Annotated in this window: 21 protein-coding genes and 1 tRNA gene; 4 read left to right on the plus strand and 18 right to left on the minus strand. The window is 33.3% G+C overall.

Annotated elements, in window-relative coordinates; all coding sequences use genetic code 11:
• Window positions 1-13 precede the first annotated feature (13 nt).
• From fmt to EJ994_RS05490, 3 genes are all read left to right on the plus strand, one after another.
• The gene (fmt, locus tag EJ994_RS05480; protein WP_126591574.1) at window positions 14-961 is read left to right on the plus strand and encodes a methionyl-tRNA formyltransferase; all 948 of its coding nucleotides are present in this window, start codon (window positions 14-16) and stop codon (window positions 959-961) included.
• Between the two features lie 177 nt (window positions 962-1,138).
• Window positions 1,139-1,411, plus strand: a complete 273-nt coding sequence (locus EJ994_RS05485; protein WP_099574663.1) for an HU family DNA-binding protein — start codon at window positions 1,139-1,141, stop codon at window positions 1,409-1,411.
• Window positions 1,412-1,523: 112 nt separating this feature from the next.
• The gene (locus EJ994_RS05490) at window positions 1,524-2,084 is read left to right on the plus strand and encodes a YqgE/AlgH family protein (protein ID WP_126591575.1); all 561 of its coding nucleotides are present in this window, start codon (window positions 1,524-1,526) and stop codon (window positions 2,082-2,084) included.
• A gap of 1 nt (window position 2,085) precedes the next feature.
• On the opposite strand, the gene EJ994_RS05495 is transcribed toward EJ994_RS05490, so the two are convergent.
• On the minus strand, window positions 2,086-2,931 hold the full coding sequence (locus EJ994_RS05495) for an aminotransferase class IV (protein ID WP_126591576.1): 846 nt from the start codon (window positions 2,929-2,931) through the stop codon (window positions 2,086-2,088).
• Between the two features lie 52 nt (window positions 2,932-2,983).
• Window positions 2,984-3,367, minus strand: coding sequence for an START-like domain-containing protein (locus tag EJ994_RS05500; protein WP_099574666.1), 384 nt, complete (start codon window positions 3,365-3,367; stop codon window positions 2,984-2,986).
• Between the two features lie 183 nt (window positions 3,368-3,550).
• Between EJ994_RS05500 and EJ994_RS05505 the strand changes: the two genes are divergently transcribed.
• Window positions 3,551-3,624 (plus strand) — tRNA-Met (locus EJ994_RS05505).
• Between the two features lie 508 nt (window positions 3,625-4,132).
• Here EJ994_RS05505 and EJ994_RS05510 read toward each other — a convergent pair.
• The 16 genes from EJ994_RS05510 to EJ994_RS05580 all read right to left on the minus strand — a co-directional run bounded on the left by EJ994_RS05510 (window position 4,133) and on the right by EJ994_RS05580 (window position 18,583).
• Window positions 4,133-4,489, minus strand: coding sequence for a cupin domain-containing protein (locus EJ994_RS05510; RefSeq protein ID WP_054557928.1), 357 nt, complete (start codon window positions 4,487-4,489; stop codon window positions 4,133-4,135).
• A gap of 201 nt (window positions 4,490-4,690) precedes the next feature.
• Window positions 4,691-5,602, minus strand: coding sequence for a hypothetical protein (locus EJ994_RS05515; protein WP_054557929.1), 912 nt, complete (start codon window positions 5,600-5,602; stop codon window positions 4,691-4,693).
• A gap of 1 nt (window position 5,603) precedes the next feature.
• Complete coding sequence (locus EJ994_RS05520) at window positions 5,604-6,374, minus strand: type 1 glutamine amidotransferase domain-containing protein (protein ID WP_241240860.1); 771 nt, start codon at window positions 6,372-6,374, stop codon at window positions 5,604-5,606.
• A 129-nt stretch (window positions 6,375-6,503) separates the two neighbouring features.
• Window positions 6,504-6,728, minus strand: a complete 225-nt coding sequence (locus EJ994_RS17585) for a hypothetical protein (protein WP_241240861.1) — start codon at window positions 6,726-6,728, stop codon at window positions 6,504-6,506.
• Window positions 6,729-6,840: 112 nt separating this feature from the next.
• A complete protein-coding gene (locus EJ994_RS05525; RefSeq protein ID WP_054557930.1) occupies window positions 6,841-7,791 on the minus strand; it encodes an alpha/beta fold hydrolase in 951 nt (316 codons plus the stop codon).
• A gap of 1 nt (window position 7,792) precedes the next feature.
• On the minus strand, window positions 7,793-8,653 hold the full coding sequence (locus EJ994_RS05530) for an alpha/beta fold hydrolase (protein WP_054557931.1): 861 nt from the start codon (window positions 8,651-8,653) through the stop codon (window positions 7,793-7,795).
• 302 nt (window positions 8,654-8,955) lie between these two features.
• Window positions 8,956-10,389, minus strand: a complete 1,434-nt coding sequence (locus EJ994_RS05535) for an amidohydrolase family protein (protein WP_054558033.1) — start codon at window positions 10,387-10,389, stop codon at window positions 8,956-8,958.
• A 170-nt stretch (window positions 10,390-10,559) separates the two neighbouring features.
• Window positions 10,560-11,492 carry an NAD(P)-dependent alcohol dehydrogenase gene (locus tag EJ994_RS05540; RefSeq protein ID WP_054557932.1) on the minus strand — a complete coding sequence of 311 codons (933 nt, stop codon included), beginning with the start codon at window positions 11,490-11,492 and terminating at the stop codon, window positions 10,560-10,562.
• 85 nt (window positions 11,493-11,577) lie between these two features.
• Entirely contained in the window at window positions 11,578-12,483 is a 906-nt protein-coding gene (locus EJ994_RS05545) for a PD40 domain-containing protein (RefSeq protein WP_054557933.1), read from the minus strand.
• A gap of 28 nt (window positions 12,484-12,511) precedes the next feature.
• Window positions 12,512-13,081 (minus strand): hypothetical protein, encoded by a 570-nt coding sequence (locus EJ994_RS05550; protein ID WP_054557934.1) that lies wholly within the window; start codon window positions 13,079-13,081, stop codon window positions 12,512-12,514.
• 226 nt (window positions 13,082-13,307) lie between these two features.
• A complete protein-coding gene (gene trpS / locus EJ994_RS05555; protein WP_054557935.1) occupies window positions 13,308-14,369 on the minus strand; it encodes a tryptophan--tRNA ligase in 1,062 nt (353 codons plus the stop codon).
• Window positions 14,370-14,431: 62 nt separating this feature from the next.
• The gene (locus EJ994_RS05560; protein ID WP_054557936.1) at window positions 14,432-15,109 is read right to left on the minus strand and encodes a hypothetical protein; all 678 of its coding nucleotides are present in this window, start codon (window positions 15,107-15,109) and stop codon (window positions 14,432-14,434) included.
• Window positions 15,110-15,174: 65 nt separating this feature from the next.
• Entirely contained in the window at window positions 15,175-15,795 is a 621-nt protein-coding gene (locus EJ994_RS05565) for a hypothetical protein (RefSeq protein WP_241240862.1), read from the minus strand.
• 96 nt (window positions 15,796-15,891) lie between these two features.
• Window positions 15,892-16,053 carry a hypothetical protein gene (locus tag EJ994_RS05570; protein WP_164674148.1) on the minus strand — a complete coding sequence of 54 codons (162 nt, stop codon included), beginning with the start codon at window positions 16,051-16,053 and terminating at the stop codon, window positions 15,892-15,894.
• A 383-nt stretch (window positions 16,054-16,436) separates the two neighbouring features.
• Window positions 16,437-16,961 (minus strand): GNAT family N-acetyltransferase, encoded by a 525-nt coding sequence (locus EJ994_RS05575; RefSeq protein ID WP_054557939.1) that lies wholly within the window; start codon window positions 16,959-16,961, stop codon window positions 16,437-16,439.
• Window positions 16,962-17,023: 62 nt separating this feature from the next.
• A complete protein-coding gene (locus tag EJ994_RS05580; protein ID WP_083467470.1) occupies window positions 17,024-18,583 on the minus strand; it encodes an amidohydrolase family protein in 1,560 nt (519 codons plus the stop codon).
• Window positions 18,584-18,624 lie beyond the last annotated feature (41 nt).

Consider the following 18,624-nt stretch of genomic DNA (forward strand, 5'->3'; position numbering starts at 1 on the left):
CTTAAAAAATAATATGAAAGAATTAAGAATAATTTTTATGGGAACACCGGATTTCGCTGTCGGTGTACTTGATTCCCTAGTTAGGCAACAATGTAATATCGTTGGGGTTATAACCGCGCCTGATCGCCCGGCTGGAAGAGGAAGAAAGTTAAATGAGTCTGCCGTTAAAAAGTATGCGATAGAAAAAGGATTAACCATTTTACAGCCCACCAATCTTAAAGATGATACCTTTTTAAGGAACTTGGAAGATTTAAAGGCTAACCTTCAAATTGTAGTAGCCTTTAGAATGTTACCAAAGAAAGTATGGGCAATGCCCGAATATGGGACCTTTAATTTACATGCTTCTCTTTTACCGCAATATAGAGGTGCTGCACCTATAAATTGGGCTATAATGAATGGAGAGACAAAAACTGGGGTCACTACATTCTTTATTGATGAAAAAATAGATACGGGAGCGATTATTCTTCAGGAAGAAGCGCCTATCTATATAGAAGATAACGCAGAAGCCTTACATGATAGACTTATGACCTTAGGTGCACAACTAGTATTAAAAACTGTTGAAAGAATTAAAGCAGGTAATTTTAAGACCACCATACAGAAAGATATGCCAGACCTAAAACTGGCGCACAAATTACAAAGAGAAACTTGTGAAGTAGATTGGGAGCGCCCTGCCAAGAAAGTGTATGATTTCATTAGAGGTCTTAGCCCATACCCTAGTGCTTGGAGCACTCTGTACAATGAAAAGGAAGAAATACTTACTAAAATTTTTAAGACTGAACTACAATTAGAGCAACATAATCTAAAACCTGGAACCATACTTTCCAGTAAAAAGGAGATGAAAGTAGCGGTTAAGGATGGTTATATTAACCTATTAGAAATACAATTGCAGGGTAAAAAAAGAATGGCAGTACAGGATGTTCTCAATGGACTACAAATTGCCCAAAATGCGCATTTCGGCTGAAGCCCCGTGTTCATTGGGCTGCGAGAAACGTAAAAAACGCCCTACTTTATCAACAAACGGCCTGAGTTATCAACAAAACAAGGGATTTCCCTGTGTTTTACTTGTGTTCGTCGTAAATCCATATAAATTTGTCTAAGGTTTAAAATTATTTTTAACAACAATTAATTTAATCACATTATGAACAAAACAGAATTGATCGATGCAATGGCAGCTGACGCTGGCATCACAAAAGCAGCGGCTAAAAAGTCATTAGAGTCTTTCTTAGGAAATGTTGAAGGTTCTTTGAAAAAAGGAAACAGAGTTTCTTTGGTAGGTTTCGGATCTTGGTCCGTATCTAGAAGAAATGCAAGAGAAGGTAGAAACCCATCTACTGGTAAAACTATCCAAATTGCAGCTAAAAATGTTGTTAAGTTTAAAGCAGGAGCTGATTTAGGCAACGCTGTAAACTAGTCTATAAGTATATCTTATTTAATTAAAAGCGCTTTTTTAAAGCGCTTTTTTTATGGTCGTATTTTTAATTTGATAGGAATTATCTTATTTTAGATTAAGCGACAGGAATACTATGGTCTACTTAAAACCAAAAAAAGGAAAACTTTTAATTGCAGAACCCTCGTTGACGGGAGACGTTTCTTTCAATAGATCAGTTGTGCTTTTGGCGGAACATAATGAGGAAGGTTCGGTAGGATTTATCCTAAATAAGCCACTAGAGTATCAGATCAGTGACCTGGTAACCGAGATATTGATTCCTTTTCAAGTATACAACGGTGGTCCGGTAGAACAAGACAATCTTTACTTTATACACAAAGTACCCCACCTTATCGATAATAGTGTTGAAATTGCTGACGGGATTTATTGGGGCGGAGATTTTGAAAAGACCGTAACGCTTATTAACGAAAAAGTCATTTCTGAAGATGATATTCGGTTCTTTTTGGGCTATTCCGGATGGTCCTCCCTACAACTGGACGAAGAGCTTTCCTCAAAATCATGGATTGTTGTTCAAAATGAACATGAAAGCCAAATCATTAAAAAGTCGTCTAACGCTTTCTGGAAAGAGAAAATGCTAGAACTTGGCGGTGACTACGTTATCTGGTCTAATGCGCCTGAAAATCCGAGTTTAAACTAAATTACACTTGCAAACGAACTGCGGCATTTAGCTTTCCAAGTAACTCCAAACTTGTTTTAGTACTGTACAATTTTTTTCTGTATTTCTTAATAGGAACTATCCCCATAATGCTATTGGTGATAAACAATTCGTCCGCCTTTTGAAGCTCAAAAGGAGAAATACTCTCTTCAACTATTTGAAAAGCATCCAATTTAGATAGTATAGCAATGAGCTTTTTACGTAATACCCCGTTCAAACAACCATCATTTAAGGGTGGAGTTTTGATTTTGGTGCCAGAAACAAGAAATAGGTTGCCGTTTAATGCCTCTACCACTTGTTTCTGATTGTTTAATAACAGGCAATTATCATATCCGTTTTCTTTGGCGAATACACTACCCACAACATGTAAGACCTTATTATTGGTCTTTAGATTCGATAACATATCCTTGTTTATGAAGAAGTCCTTAAAAAGTTCAACTTCATACGTTTTATCGGTTATCGTAAAGAAAACATCCTGGAGTTCTTTCGTCTCTATACAATAGGAAATTTCATTGTTATCAGGTAAATAAAGTCCCCCCTCTTTTCTAAAAACAGTTACCCTTATCCGCTGTGCAGCGACCGAAGGATTAGCCGCTATGGTTTTTAAAATTTCAGCTTCCAAGAATTCCATGGTGAAATTCATGGGTATTTCCATACGCAATATGCGCATAGAGGCCATTAACCTCAAATAATGCTCTTCTAAAAAATAGATATGATCATTTACAACCCGAATAGATTCAAACAAGGAGTCCCCGTATCGCAGTCCTCTGTTCTCGTGGTTAAGATAATTACTATCCTTGGCAACCAAAGAACCATTAAAATTTACCATTAAAAAAGCCTTAAATAAATTAAGGCCCAAAGATACTGTAATTGCTATGAAATTATTTTGAACCTAGCACTTGTTTTAGGTCGGAAATCTGATTTCCCCATAACATCTTAGATTCTTCTACCTCGTCCTCTTCGGCGAAGTCCGTTATAAAGAGAGAGACATCCTTAGTTATCTCATCCACTATAATTTTCATTTCAAAATAGGAGTCATCATCATTTTCATCCCAGGAAAAACGAACAAATTCGTCAGTTTTTCTTTTCAGTAATTTCGCTTCCTCTTCTGCACCGTCCCATATAAATATAAACTTCTCTCCTCTTGAATTCACATTATCTGCAAACCATTCGGACAAACCAGATGGCGTAGCCAAATATTGATATAGCAGTTGTGGAGAGGACTGTATAACGTATTCTATCTCAAATTTTATTTTATCGTTCATTCCAACATCTTTATAGTGCCAATATATATATTTCTAAATGATAAAAAAATAAAAGGAGCTTATAATTTTTAAGTAGCTAATGTTGAAGAACACGAAATTTAACTATATATTTGCAGCCGTTTTAAAATACTGTATAGACCCAAATTAGAGTTAGGCATTACAGTTTTAAACGAATTGAATTATGGCGAGGTAGCTCAGCTGGTTAGAGCGTCGGATTCATAACCCGGAGGCCGAGGGTTCAAGTCCCTCTCTCGCTACAACTAATCCGTTGAAATTGAATGATTTACATTCAGTATCAACGGATTTTTTTTTGAAGCTCACGGTATACGGTAGCGTATGCGGTTACTAATTAAATCATATAAAATACTGTTATTCTGTACTTTAAAAATCTAAAACCGTCGGGTTTATAATATTTAAGCTAAATCTAAATTTACTATTATTTACTATTCTGTAAATGAGGAAGGGGTTAAGCGTCTTTTTAGTACCAAATAGTCACCCAAACGTAAACACTTTATGTGATATTAGTGATATCAAATGGGTTCCTTAAACACAAAAAGGCAATGATTCCAAAAAAATCCAACCCTTTAATGATTGGATTTTCTCGGTCGGGGTGGCAGAATTGCAACTTTTCATTATAATTAATTATATATCAATCATTTATACAGAATCCTAATTTTATCTGCTTCTTTAGGTTGTGTATAAGCGAATGCTACAATCAACAACAATAGCAGACTTAAACACCTTTTTTTATAGTTCATTATCATACTAGATTTGATTTTTAATAGGCTTAGTAATTTCATTAACAACCTCTCCTGTATGCAATGTTGATTTATTTTCAATAAGCATTATATGGCATTCGTTTTTAGAACTTACCTTATGACTGATTCCCTTTTTCACAATAAACAAGTCTCCCTTTTTCATGGTAAACGGTTCTTGATTTTCTATTTCAAACAGAAGCGCTCCTTTGATAATAAGAAATAATTCATCTTCATTTTTATGATGATGCCAAGGAACTTTATTACCCTGTATTTTCACCAGTTTTATAAAAACATCATTTACTTCACCAATTATTTTTGGAGCATAGTAGTCATTAATGGTGTTTAGTTGTTCGGTTATATTCATCTCAAAATTTGATTATAATAATAGTACTCTATTCTTTGATTATCATGAATATCCACAAGCTCAATATCAGATAGTAAAATCCCGAAATAAATAGGGTGCCAATAATTTTACTTATGTCTACTATAATGAAATATTGTTCTATTGCATTTTATAGTAAGCCCGCAAATTAAATAGATTGTATCTCAAAGTTTTATGGCGTTTTTAATTGCAATCAGCATTTAGCTCTTGATAATCTGATTTAGAAATCTGTGGTATACTTTGTCCATCAAGAACTTTAATGCATGACAGATTTGGATTTCTATCTACTTTTAAATCAATAAGGTTTTGATTAAAACTCACGTTTAACCTATCCAGTGAATTACTGGTGATATAAAGATGCGTTAAATCATTATTTTCTAAGAGATTAATAGTTTGCAGCTCATTATCAGAAACCAGTAATGTTTCTAACTTTTTATTTGAAATCACCTCTAAACTTTGCAATTTATTTGATGTTAAAAGTAGGTTTTTTAGATTTGGATCTGAACTAATGTCGAGTGAATACAAATCATTATTACTCATATGTAAAACCTCTAACGACTCGCTAGAAATACTAAAAGTTTCAAAATAATTCCAAGACAAATCCAAGTCTTTTAATTCACCTAATTCTGATAATCCAACTACTGAATTCATTTCATTAGCAGTCAAATCAAGTAAAACTAGTTTACTGTTGTTGCTAATATCAATACTTAACAATTTATTACCCGCAAGATTTAACGTATCCAAATTTAAATTATCACTTAAATCAATTTGTGCTATATCATGCTGGGTGGCAATTAATTTCCTTAAACTAGTGAAGCCTTCTATTCCTGTTAAATCAGTAATAGCTCCATAATCTAGATTGCTTAAATCAAGGGTAGCTATTCCTTCAGCATCACTGCTTAGCATTTGCTGATTTATAATACCATCAGAATCTACACCTGTTTTTATAAGTATCGCTTCAAAACTTGAATCGGGTATGCTTACATAAGCACGATTAAAACCTGCAATATTATCACCATTTGAGCATGAAACTGTACTACCCATCAATACTATTATGCAAAAATATGTTAGTGAAATTTGGTTGGCTTTTTTCATTTTATTGACTGATTTCTCGATTATTTAAATTTTCGATTATTTTTAATGCTACATCTTTAGATGATAAATAATTTTGACCTGTAATTACATTTCCTTGTACCTCTACATGTACCGAGTTTCTAGGAGAATATTTAAATATTCCACCTCTTTCTTCTATGGTCTTTTGAATTAAAAAAGGGAATTGCTTAAAATATTCGGCACCCTCTTTTTCATAAGCTTCTGGGTATCCACTAATTATTTTATTATTTACCAAGTACTTCCCATCTTTTGTTTTTAAATCAACAATACCAGCCGTTCCATGACATACTGAAGAGACAATACCATTATATTCTTCAAAAATGGTCATTGTTATTTTTTGAATTTCTTTATTCTTAGGCACATCATACATTGCACTTCCACCTCCGATATAATGAACCGCTTTATAATCTTTTGCAATAATTTCTTTAGGCTTTTTGGTGTGTTTTAAAGCATACATAAAGTATTCACTGTAAAGCAGTTTTTTTTGGAGTGCGTCAGATGTATTAATATAAGCTAGTGGAATACTACCTCCATATGGACTAACGAAGTCCACAGTAAACCCTTCCTTTTTAAACGTATCATAAGCATTAACAATTTCAGAGAAGCTATTACCCGTTGGAAGTTTAGATGTTCCATGGAATGAGGCATTGGATACTATAAATAATATTTTATCACCATTTTGGTTACTTTTTTCACTGCTAGCAGTTTTGCTAATAATTTTCCACTCGTTTTCAATTTTTTTTAAAAGAAACAAATCAATGTATCTTAAACCACTCTTAGGGATAATAATTTCTGCTTTTGCAGTAGCAACACCTTCAAAGTTGTCAATCGATAAAATGTTACCTATTCTTCCCGTAAATTCTCCTTCTTTTTTATTTTTATATCAACTTGCATATTCTTTGACAGGAACGGTCCAAAGTGTTTTGTTACTTTTTTCTAAATACAGGTTTGCATTGGTATAAAATGCTTTTTCAATAAGTGCAGATTTATTGTAAGAAGTACCATTTATATAATTTAAAAGCGTGTTTTCTATTTTAGATACTTCCGTTTGTGCAAAAACTGAAGCGTTTAACATTAGGAATCCGATGAATAAAAGAAAATGTTTCATACGTATTTTTAGTATTGTTAATTAAATGGATTCAAAAATTAAGGCTTGTCTATAGTCTCAAACAAATTCTGCTCCTTCTCTATAAAATACCATTCTTGTTTCCATTTCTTTTTTAACCATTAAATTTTGCCAACCATTTTAAAATCGATTCATTTGTTTCATGTGGTAACTCTTGTTGAATGTGATGGCCACACTCTAGACAAATCACATCCAGATTCGGAACAAAATCCTGTAGCCTTTCAAATTTTGGAATCATATCTAGATTACCATAGATCATAAGTGTAGGCTGTTTGATGATTGGGTCTATATCTGCTAATACGTGCCAGTTTCGGTCAAGGTTTCTATACCAATTAATAGCGCCATTAAACCCAGAATTTTTAAAGGCCGTTACAAATACAGACAAATCAACGTCGTTCATAATAGGCTCACCAAAAGGCTTTTCCGCTTTTGCAAGATTCATCATTAACATTCCTGGTTCTGGTGGTGCAAGAGGCACATTCTTACGAAATAAATTACGAAGAAAGTTTTCTGCATGATTCTCTAACACAGCATCTGCTACTCCTGGTTTTTTATTAAAATGAACAAAATAGAAATCTTCACCAAAAATCTCTTCCATAAACTGAATCCATGGTTTTTCACCTCGTTCTTGATAAGGTAATGCAAGATTTAGTATTTTATTGACACGCTCTGGATGCAAGAGTGCAAGGTTCCAAACTACATTTGCGCCCCAATCATGCCCCACAAAAACAGCATCTCTGTAGTTGTAATAATCAAGTAAGGCCACTAAATCATCTGTTAAATGGGTTATATCATATGCCGTTACTTCTTTAGGGCGCGATGAATTGCCATATCCTCTTTGATTTGGAACAATGACATGATAACCAGCTTTAGCAAGCGCTGGTATTTGATAACGCCAAGAAAAGGCATGTTCGGGAAAGCCATGACAGAGTACAATTGGATTGCCAATATTTTCTTTACCCGCTTCAAATACTTCTAACTCAATTCCATTTATTGAAATTATATTGGATTTGGGAAATTTTAAAGATTTAATTTCTTGTATCATTTCAGTGCCTGTTTTTATCAATAATTAAATCTTCTATTTTTTTAAAATCCTTTGAATTTGGTACGTGTTTAGCATCTTCAATCAAAACAACTTCTTCTATAGAAGAAAATATTCGTTTTGCTCTTTTAATCATTTTTTTTCCGGGAAACATGATATCCTTTTCACAGGCAAAAATGGTAATCGGTGTTTTTATTCTATTTGCATCATTTTTAGATAGTATTGGTAAAGGAGAAAAATCCATATTGCAGTGTTGAAACGTAGAAGACATAAACTCTAATGCAAAATCATCGTATTCAGAAAAAAGTACGTTCATTACCTTTTTAATGTGCTTTTGATTGTTAGTTTTTATAAACTTTTTTAATGGTAGGAACATTTTAAACAAACCTACAAGAGGATTACCATTAACAATATAGACTGGTGCAATTAAGAATACCTGTTTTATAGTCGTTTCATTAAACACTAGTGCTTTTAAGCTAATGAAACCTCCAAAGGAAAAGCCTACCAGGGTCACGTCTTTCAGTCTTAGTTTTATGATTACTTCAATAAGCCATTTTCCATAATCTAAAGATTTCATGTCTAATCGATTCTCTGCACTTTTATTGGGTTGTGCTAACACATCTACTGCATAGACACAATATTTTGAAGCTAGATTGGGGAAAGAATCTAAAATTTGTGGTGCACAACCTCCTGTGCCGTGAATCAGTACTAATGGAGGGTTTTTAGTGTCGCCAGTAATGATAACATTAGTGACTCCAAACTTTGTTTCTATAAATTTTTCTGAATATTCAATATTCAGCTCATTCAACTTTTGATTGTAAAGGGATAAGATTTTTTCTTTTCCTTCTTTTGATTTGAAAAACATGTACTGTTCGTTTTTTGATTGATGATTATGATTGATGATTATGATTGATGTATTTTGAATGTTATGACGAGCGATGATAGGTATTTGTTACACTTTAATTTTTATTATTAATAGCTCAATTTTTGTTTCTACAAATATCTATCAAGAAGCAATATGCTTCTAACCACTTATGAAGCCTTATGTATAAAGTTTGATGATAGATTGAAAATTATGACGCAGTTCTATAAATTATGATGCAAACAAGCCTTTCTATTAAATCTTATTTTAATTTTTCTGATTTCATATACATTTTTACCAGTAGTTTATTTTTCAATGATTAGGTTTTCCAAATACCTCAGAGCAGTAGCTATTAAATTCTTTCGATTTTTTGCCTTTTCATTAAAAGAATCCAAAGTCGCTCTGTCCAATTTTCGCCCCTTCACAAAAACATAGGTGGGTTTTTTAAGCGAAGACAACTTAAAAAGCGGGTTTTCATCCACTAATAACAAATTAGCAATCTTGCCCTCTTCAATAGTTCCAAGTTGATTCATCATTGAATGCGTTCGAGAAGCATTGACAGTAGCTGTTTTCAACACTTCATAATTAGAAAGGCCAGCTTCTTTGTAAAAGGCCAGTTCTGTATGAATTGAAAACCCTGGAAGCGTAACTCCAATACCACCATCAGTGCCACAAATTATAGGTACTCCAGCTTCATGCAGTTTATTAACGATGTTCATGTGAAAATCATGCTGTTTTTTTATCCGCTCAACGGTCGTAGGATCTTCTTGCTTGGCATTATACCAACGCTCAAATTGTCTTTTGCTATCATCCATTTTAATGAGTGGATTCATATACTTCAATGATTCTGAATCTAAAATGTCATCATCCATCATCATTTGATAAATATTATGAAACACCGTAAGTGTAGGACTATAACTTGTATGTTTAGACGCGGAAATAGAATCAATAACAGCCTGAAGCTTAAGGGTATCTAAATCAAACTGCAAAGGTTGCTGCACAATTTCTTCAGCATGTTCAATGGATTTGATTTGTGGGTTTAAATGATATGAAAATGGTACTTTTTGAGAAGGGTGAGCAACAATGTCCATTTCAGAAATCTTGGCTTGTTCAATCACTGCATCAAAAACTTCCTTATCCAATCCATAATACGTTTTGATGAAATCGTAACCTCTGTCTTTATATTCTACAACCTTGTCTTTAGCTTCACTCGGATTACTTAGATTTAAATTGTCATCACCAATGAATTCAGAGCCTGTTAGTTTTGGTCCTGTTGTAAAAAACGATGGTGAAAAAATATTTTCTTCCATTACATCTTCTTTAATTCTTAAATGCATTGGCATACCCCAAAGATTTCTAACTGCTGTTACACCGTTGGATAGGTAGAGTCCGAGTTCATATCTATCCCACACATGCACATGCATATCTATAAGTCCTGGTGTTAGGTATTTGTTCTTTGCATTAATAATTTCAATCCCTTTGACCTCAATAGTGTCTGCAATCTTTTCAATAACTCCTTTTTTTATATACACCATTTTATCAACTAAAACAGTGTCCTGATTCATTGGGATGACATTGACTTTTTTTATCAGGTAAGAATTATTAGATGCAGTTTCATTCTTATTAATCTCAAGGTAATTTGTTCCTGATGAATCAACCCAAAGTGTAATGATTCCTATTAGCACAAGCAGGCCAATGAGAGCGAATACAATTTTTAAAAGTCGTTTTACTATTTTCATTTGGTTAAATTTAAACATCAGATTATATCAGTCAGAAATAAGTGGTAGTTGTGGTTATATTTTTTCTTTTCCTTCTTTTGATTTGACAAAAATACACTGTTCGTTTTTTGATGCTTCGACTGGGCTCAGCACGAGTTGATGATTTATAAATTGGGAAAATCCATAGCGAGCTAAATAGTGATGACCACATTTCCTCTTTTATGACCCATCTCCACATATTTATGAGCTTCGGCCATTTTTTCTAAAGAATATACTCTATCAATAACAGGTCTTAGTTTCTCTTGTTCTGCTAACCTTTTTAAATTAAAAAAAGCTTCTTTTGGTGTTAATGGAGTGCCATGATCTATGGATATGTATTTGCCATTCAAAGCCAATACTTTTTTGCTCTTTTCTTTTAGTATCGATGATTTTGAGTTGCCTACGGCATCAATCACATATTTATACCTTTCCAATTGTTTTTCAGCATTTTCTATCGTGTAGTCAATCACCTTATCACTTCCTAAAGAAGTTACTAATTCGAAGTTTCTACCACTACAAACACTAGTGACATGAGCACCCAAATGCTTCGCCAATTGAATGACCATTGTGCCTATACTTCCTGACGCTCCATAAATTAAAACATTGTCGCCCTTGTTTATGCTCGTCTTTTTTAATAAATGAGTAGCAAGCAAGCCACCATAAGGTATCGCTGCAGCTTCCTCAAAACTAAGATTTACAGGTTTTAGGGCTAGATTCCAATCTTCTGGTAAACAAATATATTCTGCATAAGAACCAAAACGAAGTTTGGTAGGCGAGATTGAACCATACGCAAAAACCTCATCCCCAATTTCGAACAATGTTACATCTTTACCTTTACGCTCAACAATACCAGCTGTTACCATCCCCAATACAGGGTTTCTTGGACGGCCAAAACCAAATATGAGTTGGAGTATAAGTTTAGGAATGAAAGGTTCATTCATTCTCCGAATTAGAACATCGCTTGTGGTAACTGAAGTTGCATGTATCTTTATTAGTACTTCATTAGCTTTTGGTGATGGTTTTTTTACATGACTTAGCACCAGATTATCTACCTCCCCATATTTTAGACATTCTATTGCTTTCATAATTGTTTTTGTTGATAGCAAAGTTGGTTAAAATGTGGGGTACAAAAGTTCGCATTTTGAAATTGGAACAAACCTTTCCTTTTCATTATTCCTTTTTAAGAGCATAGATAACTTTTGCATCTACCCAAAAAACATCTACATTTTCAAAATCGTCTGATCCAACATTTCTACTAAAGAAAAGGTACTTGCCATCTGGCGTTATACTTGCTGAAGCTTCCCAGGCGTTGGTGTTTATTTTATCTCCCAAATTAATTCCATTACCCCAAGTACCATCTTTTTGTTTAAAACTGATGTAAATATCTGAATCTCCATAACCATCTTCTCTTTGAGCATCAAATAACAAATACGATTCATCTGGTGCTATAAAAGGATGGCTCAAAAAGGTTCCTTTATTTATTGCTTTGGGTAAGGCCTTGGGCTCTTCATGTTTACCGTTAATTAAACGCGAATAGCGAATTGGAAACGTTGAATCATTCTCTTTATAGGTGTCAAAATAGTACGTCCCATTTGAAGATGATGAGAGGCGCATAATATACATAGAATCATTACTTACAGTTGGAGGTTCTAGTTTTTGTAATTCTGACCATCCAGATTCCGTTCTTTTTAAATATCTGTCACCTAAATGCATGGTTTGTCCATCTGGGGATATTACCGGTCTTCCTATCCATGGAGATGCTATTTCAGATTTCTTCCATTCCCCATTAATTTCGCTGTATTTGTATTCGTAAAAAGCTGATTTTTTATTTTCTTCTCCTCTTCTAATAAAATAAAACGCTTTCATATCTGGGGTGAATGCACTATTGACTTCATACAAATCCGTAGACACAAGACCTGGAGCAAATGGTAAAGGTCTTAATCCTGGTGGTTTTTGTCCCAGATATGGGTTTTTAATGGTTGGTATATTATTATCTTTAGTTTTTTGTTTTTTTGCATCACAAGATTGCAAAGAAAGTATTCCAGCGATAAGTAGTGTTATGAAGGTCTTTTCCATTTTGATATTCAAATTATTATTGTTTTTGCTAAAACCTATATCCTATACGCAAGTGCATATTTAATTCCATTTCACTTTTGTTGTTTAAATAACCAGCACGTTTAGCAAATGTGTAACTAAATCCTGCACCAAGACCTGCTTCATAATTAAAGTGTTTACCTAAATTTCTTCTAATTCCCCAAGTGGGTATAATAGAAAAATCACTTACCACAGGAGCATCGTCAGTATTGAATAAGACAAACCAATCTGGATGATAACCCATTTTTAAAGCAATAAAGTTGCCACTATTCCCATCAATTCTTTTTGAGTTTTTTGAACGTTTTTCGAGGTTATAATAAAATCTTGGCTCCACAACTATTACAGGTGTTAGTAGAAATGGAGAATCATAATCATCATAATACGTAGATTCCCAAATACCAAAATCAAAACCAATCTCTGTTCTCAGTGCTAGGGTATTTGATAGTTTTGCTTCATTATATGCCCAGATTCCTAGAACTCCAGTTTGTAATCCGAATGTTGATTTTTCTACACTTGTGTTTTGAGCTTTGGCGATTAATGTTAGTCCGCACAAAGTCAAGGTAATTAAAGTTTTTTTCATGATGATGTTTTTTGATTAATGATGATTATTGATTGATTGATATTTGTATGAAGTTTACCTTCTTGAAAAAGTAGAATTAAGTAATGGTTTTAGTTATTTTGTTTTTTTGAAATGCTTCCGTTCGCTTTATTTGTTCTTCGAGATTCCATTCAAAATCAAATCTATTCTTTCAAAATAAAAAGATTGAATCGAGTCCGATTTCAGTTCTTTGCTGGATGTAGTGCTATTATATTTTCATATTCATTGCCTCAGTGACTTCACTCAACGTTCCAATAGCTGTTTCTCTCGCTTTACTTATACCTTTAAGCAAAATATCCCTGACATAATCTTTATTTTTTTCAAGCTCTATTCTTTTTTTTCTAATAGGCTCAAAATATGTGTTTATGGCTTCTTCTGTTAGCTGTTTAAGTTTTCCTGAACCTTGGTCGCCAATTTTATCAGCAATATCTGTTGGACTTTTATCTGAACATAAGGAAGCTAACTTAAGTAAGTTGGAAACCTCTGGTCTGTTTTCGGGGTCGTAAGATATGTAACGACTTGAATCAGTTTTGGCAGATTTTATTAGTTTTGCTGTTTCGTCAGCTGTTGACTTTATCATAATTGAATTGTTGCGACTTTTACTCATTTTTTGAATACCGTCTAACCCAAGAATAGTAGGGGTATCAGTAAAAAATGCAACTGGTTCTGTAAAAATATTTTTATTGAATTTGGTATTAAAGCGCTTTGCAATTTTCCGAGTTAATTCTATATGAGGTAATTGATCTTTTCCAACAGGAACCACATTACTTTTACAAAACAAAATGTCAGCAGCTTGATGAACTGGATAGATATACATTCCTGCATTAATATTACTCAGTCCTGAAGCAGTAATTTCTTCTTTAACAGTTGGATTTTTGTTTAATTCTGAACTGGAAACTAATGTCAGAAATGGAATAGTTAGTTGATTTAATTCAGGAATATGACTATGTGGAAAAATATGAGTTTTATAATTTTCAGGGTCTAATCCACAGGCTAAATAGTCCAAAGTTAGTTCATAGGTGAATTTTGAAATTTCATTAAAAACATTTCTATCTGTCAACACTTGATAATCAGCAATTAAAATATAAGTCTCAATTCCCAAGCTTTGTAATTTTAATCGGTTTATAATAGAGCCAAAATAGTGTCCAAGATGCAAATTACCTGTAGGTCTATCTCCCGTTAATACGCGGTACTTTTGAGGATTCTTATACAAATCATTTTCTAATAATTTACTTTGCTCTTTTGCTTTTTCAAAACTTTTATTTATCATTTAGCTTGTTTGAATGAAACCTAACAATTAGTTAGGAATAATTAAAAATTTTTGTTCGCATATTAACTTGATTCCTTGTGAGCAAACGATTTATGTGGTTTACGAATCATTGCTATTCCAATCCATACAAACCAAACAATCTGACTAATCCCAAAAATTTCTTTGAATACGACGAAAGGTAAAATGGTTAGAATGCCTGCAAGCGCAACAAGTAGGCCTAAAAAGTTCAATGGTTTTGAGAAAAACGAATATTTTAAAGCTGCTATACTTAAAAGTAATACCCAAATTGCTCCAACAATTTCATTTCCTCCACCAAGTCCTTCTGAAACAATACCAGTACTTGTCCAGATTGATATAGCTTTTTGTGGCTCCTCAATTCCAATTTTAATGACAGAATTAAGTCCAATATTTGCAATCATTCCACTGGCTATAACTAAGCCAACCCAGATTACTCCAAAAACAGAAGCGAGTATCGAAAAATTTGGCAAATTATCTTTTATTTTTTGGTGTATTGAAACAACTAATACAGCAAGTAAAATTCCAAATAAAACATAACTTATTAAGTTTGTTGTTGAAAGCATTACATAGTTTTCAGACAAGAAGTTTACTCTTTCAATATCCGTTGCGTCTGCCTTTGGATACGCTAATATTCCACCATAAACTATAAACGCTATGATGTAGATTAATCCAAGTGAAATTGAGCAAAATCCACCAAGTTTTTGTAATGTTTTTGTATTCATAATTATAAAAAGTTTCTTTTTAATAGGGTTGTGAATAGGGGATAACTCACTATTTATGTTAAAGCTTATAACCAGCTAAAGCCTAACCCTATATTAAAGATTACTGCATCTCTGTGTGCATCTCCTTCTAAAGACGCACGACCCAAAACTAGTTTTGACTGCACATTAAGTGCGAAGTTTTTCTTTTTGTAAATTTCGTAACCTGTACTTGCCATAACAGCGCAACCAAAATTCCAATCGTCATTTACATTGTCTTTAATATCATATAATGCTGGCGAATCTATTGCTAAACCAATTCCACCGTGAATCCACCAACGATCTTTTACCCAATATTGTAGCGATGGAATAAAACCTCCGAAATGCCTGTCATTATCCTGAAATTCATAAATATTTCCTGGCATTGCGGCAGTAATGGCTAGTTTTTCATTTAACATATAGCCCAACTTTAAATCTGGTAAAACAAACGTTCCTTGAGATGTGTCGAACGTTTGAATACCTTCACTATCTTCTAAACTGATTAGACCTCCACCTACTGAAAATTCAATAATAAAGCCATCTCGCTGTGTTGTTGTTGTTTCTGGATTTGCGTTTTGAGCGTATGTTATACTTGATACTAATGCAAAGGCTACGCAAGCCATTCTTGATACCATTTGTTTTTTGATTGTTTTCATTTTAATTGATTTCATGATTGTTCGCTTTTTGATTTTTTGATTTTTGTTTCTGATGTTACAAGCATTAATAGCTAATGCTTAAAAAAAAGTGGAATGTGTAATGAGTGATTTTTATTTTTTATGATTTTTTTTGGCACCATATTCTAATGCTGAACCTATGGCAATCCCTAAAACAAACCACAATTGCATATTTGAGGTCAAGTAACCAACTATAGCACCTAGTATAATCCCTATTCCTAATTTTAGACCCTTTCCACTTTTTTCAATTTTCATTTTTGTTATAATTATTAGATTTTTGATAAAATTAAATAGACTTTGCAACCAAAAAGTTCTACTTTAAAAACCAGAACCAAATCTTTTAATCAGCAAACAGCATTCTAATTAATTGATTTTGAATTTTTAGAATAACTGTTCCGATTTGATGGTACAAAGATGCGATGAACCTTGAAGCAACAGTAAACAGTTATGAAGCAAGAGTTAATAAGTTTAGCGCAGTACTATAAATTATGAGGCAAGACTATAAATTATGACGCATTTTTAAATATTACCAAAGAAAACAACAAGCGGTCTATTATTGTTAATAATTTATGAGGTAAAATTAATTGTCAACTTTAAAGAAAAGTTCTAGTTTAAAAATCAAAACTAATTTCAAGCCCCTAAAAGGATTTAAAAATTTTAGGGTGATTATTGGAAACAAACTTTTGGAAGCTTTCATTAGATATCGAGTTAGGGTACGTCATAACCAATAAATCAATTTTACGATCATCAATACTTGATGGGACCTTATATTCGTGTAAGTTTAACTTAAACCCAAGTCGCTCATAAAATCGAATTCTTCTATTATTGATTGAGCTATCTGGTAATTCAACCTCTAATAAAGTGGGATTAGAATTTCCCTTTATAAAATCTTCCAATATTTTGGCTCCATAACCTTTACTTCTTAGAGATTTTGTTACGGCAAAGTGATCTATGTATTGAAAATCTTCAAAATCCCACCACATAACGAAACCGATGAACACATTCTTTTCAATGAATACATCAAACTTGTAAATAGGGTTTTCCAGTAAACATGATTGTGCCTCCAATGTTCTTCTCTCATAAACTGGAAAGGCTTCTTCATAAAGCCCCCAAGCTGAAGCGAAGTAGTCATCATCAATATTATTTAAATTGAGTTGTATCATAAACTAAAAGGACATTAATTATTTGTTTCCGATAAATGATTCATTTCCTGTTTTCACATGTATTAATCGGCAAACTGCACGCGTATTAAAGGACTGTTCAGTAAGCTTACAAAAGTTTTTACATTCATATGAAAACTACCAGCAGCCGTTTCTGTAAACGCCTTTAGTTCTCTGAGTTTTTCTTCATCATAATACACACCGTTTAACAGTACTCCATTGATGCTTTTTGTATTATTTATATCCTGTAAGGGATTTTTATCCAGTAAAACCAAGTCTGCTTTTTTGCCTATTTCAATGGTTCCATAATCCTCGATTGCATTTGAGTAGGTGGCTGGAACCATAGTTGCACTTTGTAAAGCTTCAAGGTTGGTCAACCCAGCAGAAGTCAATTCGTATAATTCATCGTGCAAACTAAATCCGGCAAACACATAAGAGTCCATAACATCTGTTCCTGCCATAATGGGCACCCCCATTCTATGTGCCATGGATAGTTGATTTTTCGAAGCTTCAAAAAATTGTTCACTTACATTTTCACCTTTTCTTTCTAGATTTTTTTCTTTGTTATGGTCTGTATCATATTTCCACCATAACCGCTTTCTAATGTTGGTTACATATTTTAGATTTTCATTGTTGGTAAACTCATTTTTATGCGCATTGGCCTCAAACTTCAAGGTCTGTAAGGTAGGTGTCCAATAAGCTTTTTTTTGCTGCATTAAACGCATCAATGCTTTTGCTTGAACACTGTCAAACTGGTGTACAATCTTTGCTTTTGATTTAGAAAAATAGGCTTTCCAATTCGTTGAATGCTTTAAACTATCCGTTTCCGGGAAACATTCGTACATGAATATTCGTCCGTGTTCAAAACTTCTTTGTCCTAGGTTAACCGCATCTTCCAAACTTAGAAACATGGGTTTATGACCTGCTAGATGCAACCCATATTCTGGTGCTTTTAATGCTAATGTTTTATAGGTGTCCTTTGGTAGCTGTTGGTACACCTTAATAAAATCCACCTTTTCATTTTTATAGAATTGTAGCAATGAATCTACTTGGGATGGATTTTGCAGTTTAAAAAAGTCTGGTGCATCTTCAGGAATGGCTTTTACACCATCCATTTGGTAACTGCTTTGTAATACGTATCTAGGTGTAACCCTGGTGTTAAGTTCTAAATCTTTATTCCATTGCAAACGTTCCTTACTACCCACCCAATAACTATCCTTTTCATTCAATTGACCAGACATATCTCTTACCCCAGTAATGCCATTTGCGATGTACAGTGGATGATGCAACCATTCTGAATGTTGATCGGAATGGGTATGCATATCCCATAAACCTGGAATTAGGAATTTATCGGTGCCATCGATTATTAAAGCATCATCGGAAACTATGATATTTGTACTATCAATTTTTGTAATACGAGAGTGCTCAATTAAAACAAACTGATGCTTAGCTATTTTACCTGTTTTAACATCGACAATACTTACATTTTTAATGATAGTTTCTTCGAAAGATTTTGGTGGTTGTAATGTATTCGTTGGCCATATATAAGCTGTTGCCATAACTATAACTACTATAGAAATTAATGCGCAACTAACTTTTAAAAAAAATAAAACTTTTTTCTTCATTATTTAGCTTTTAGTAATCCCATTAAGTAACGTTGTAGCTT

Source organism: Maribacter sp. MJ134 (assembly GCF_003970695.1).
Lineage (GTDB): Bacteria > Bacteroidota > Bacteroidia > Flavobacteriales > Flavobacteriaceae > Maribacter.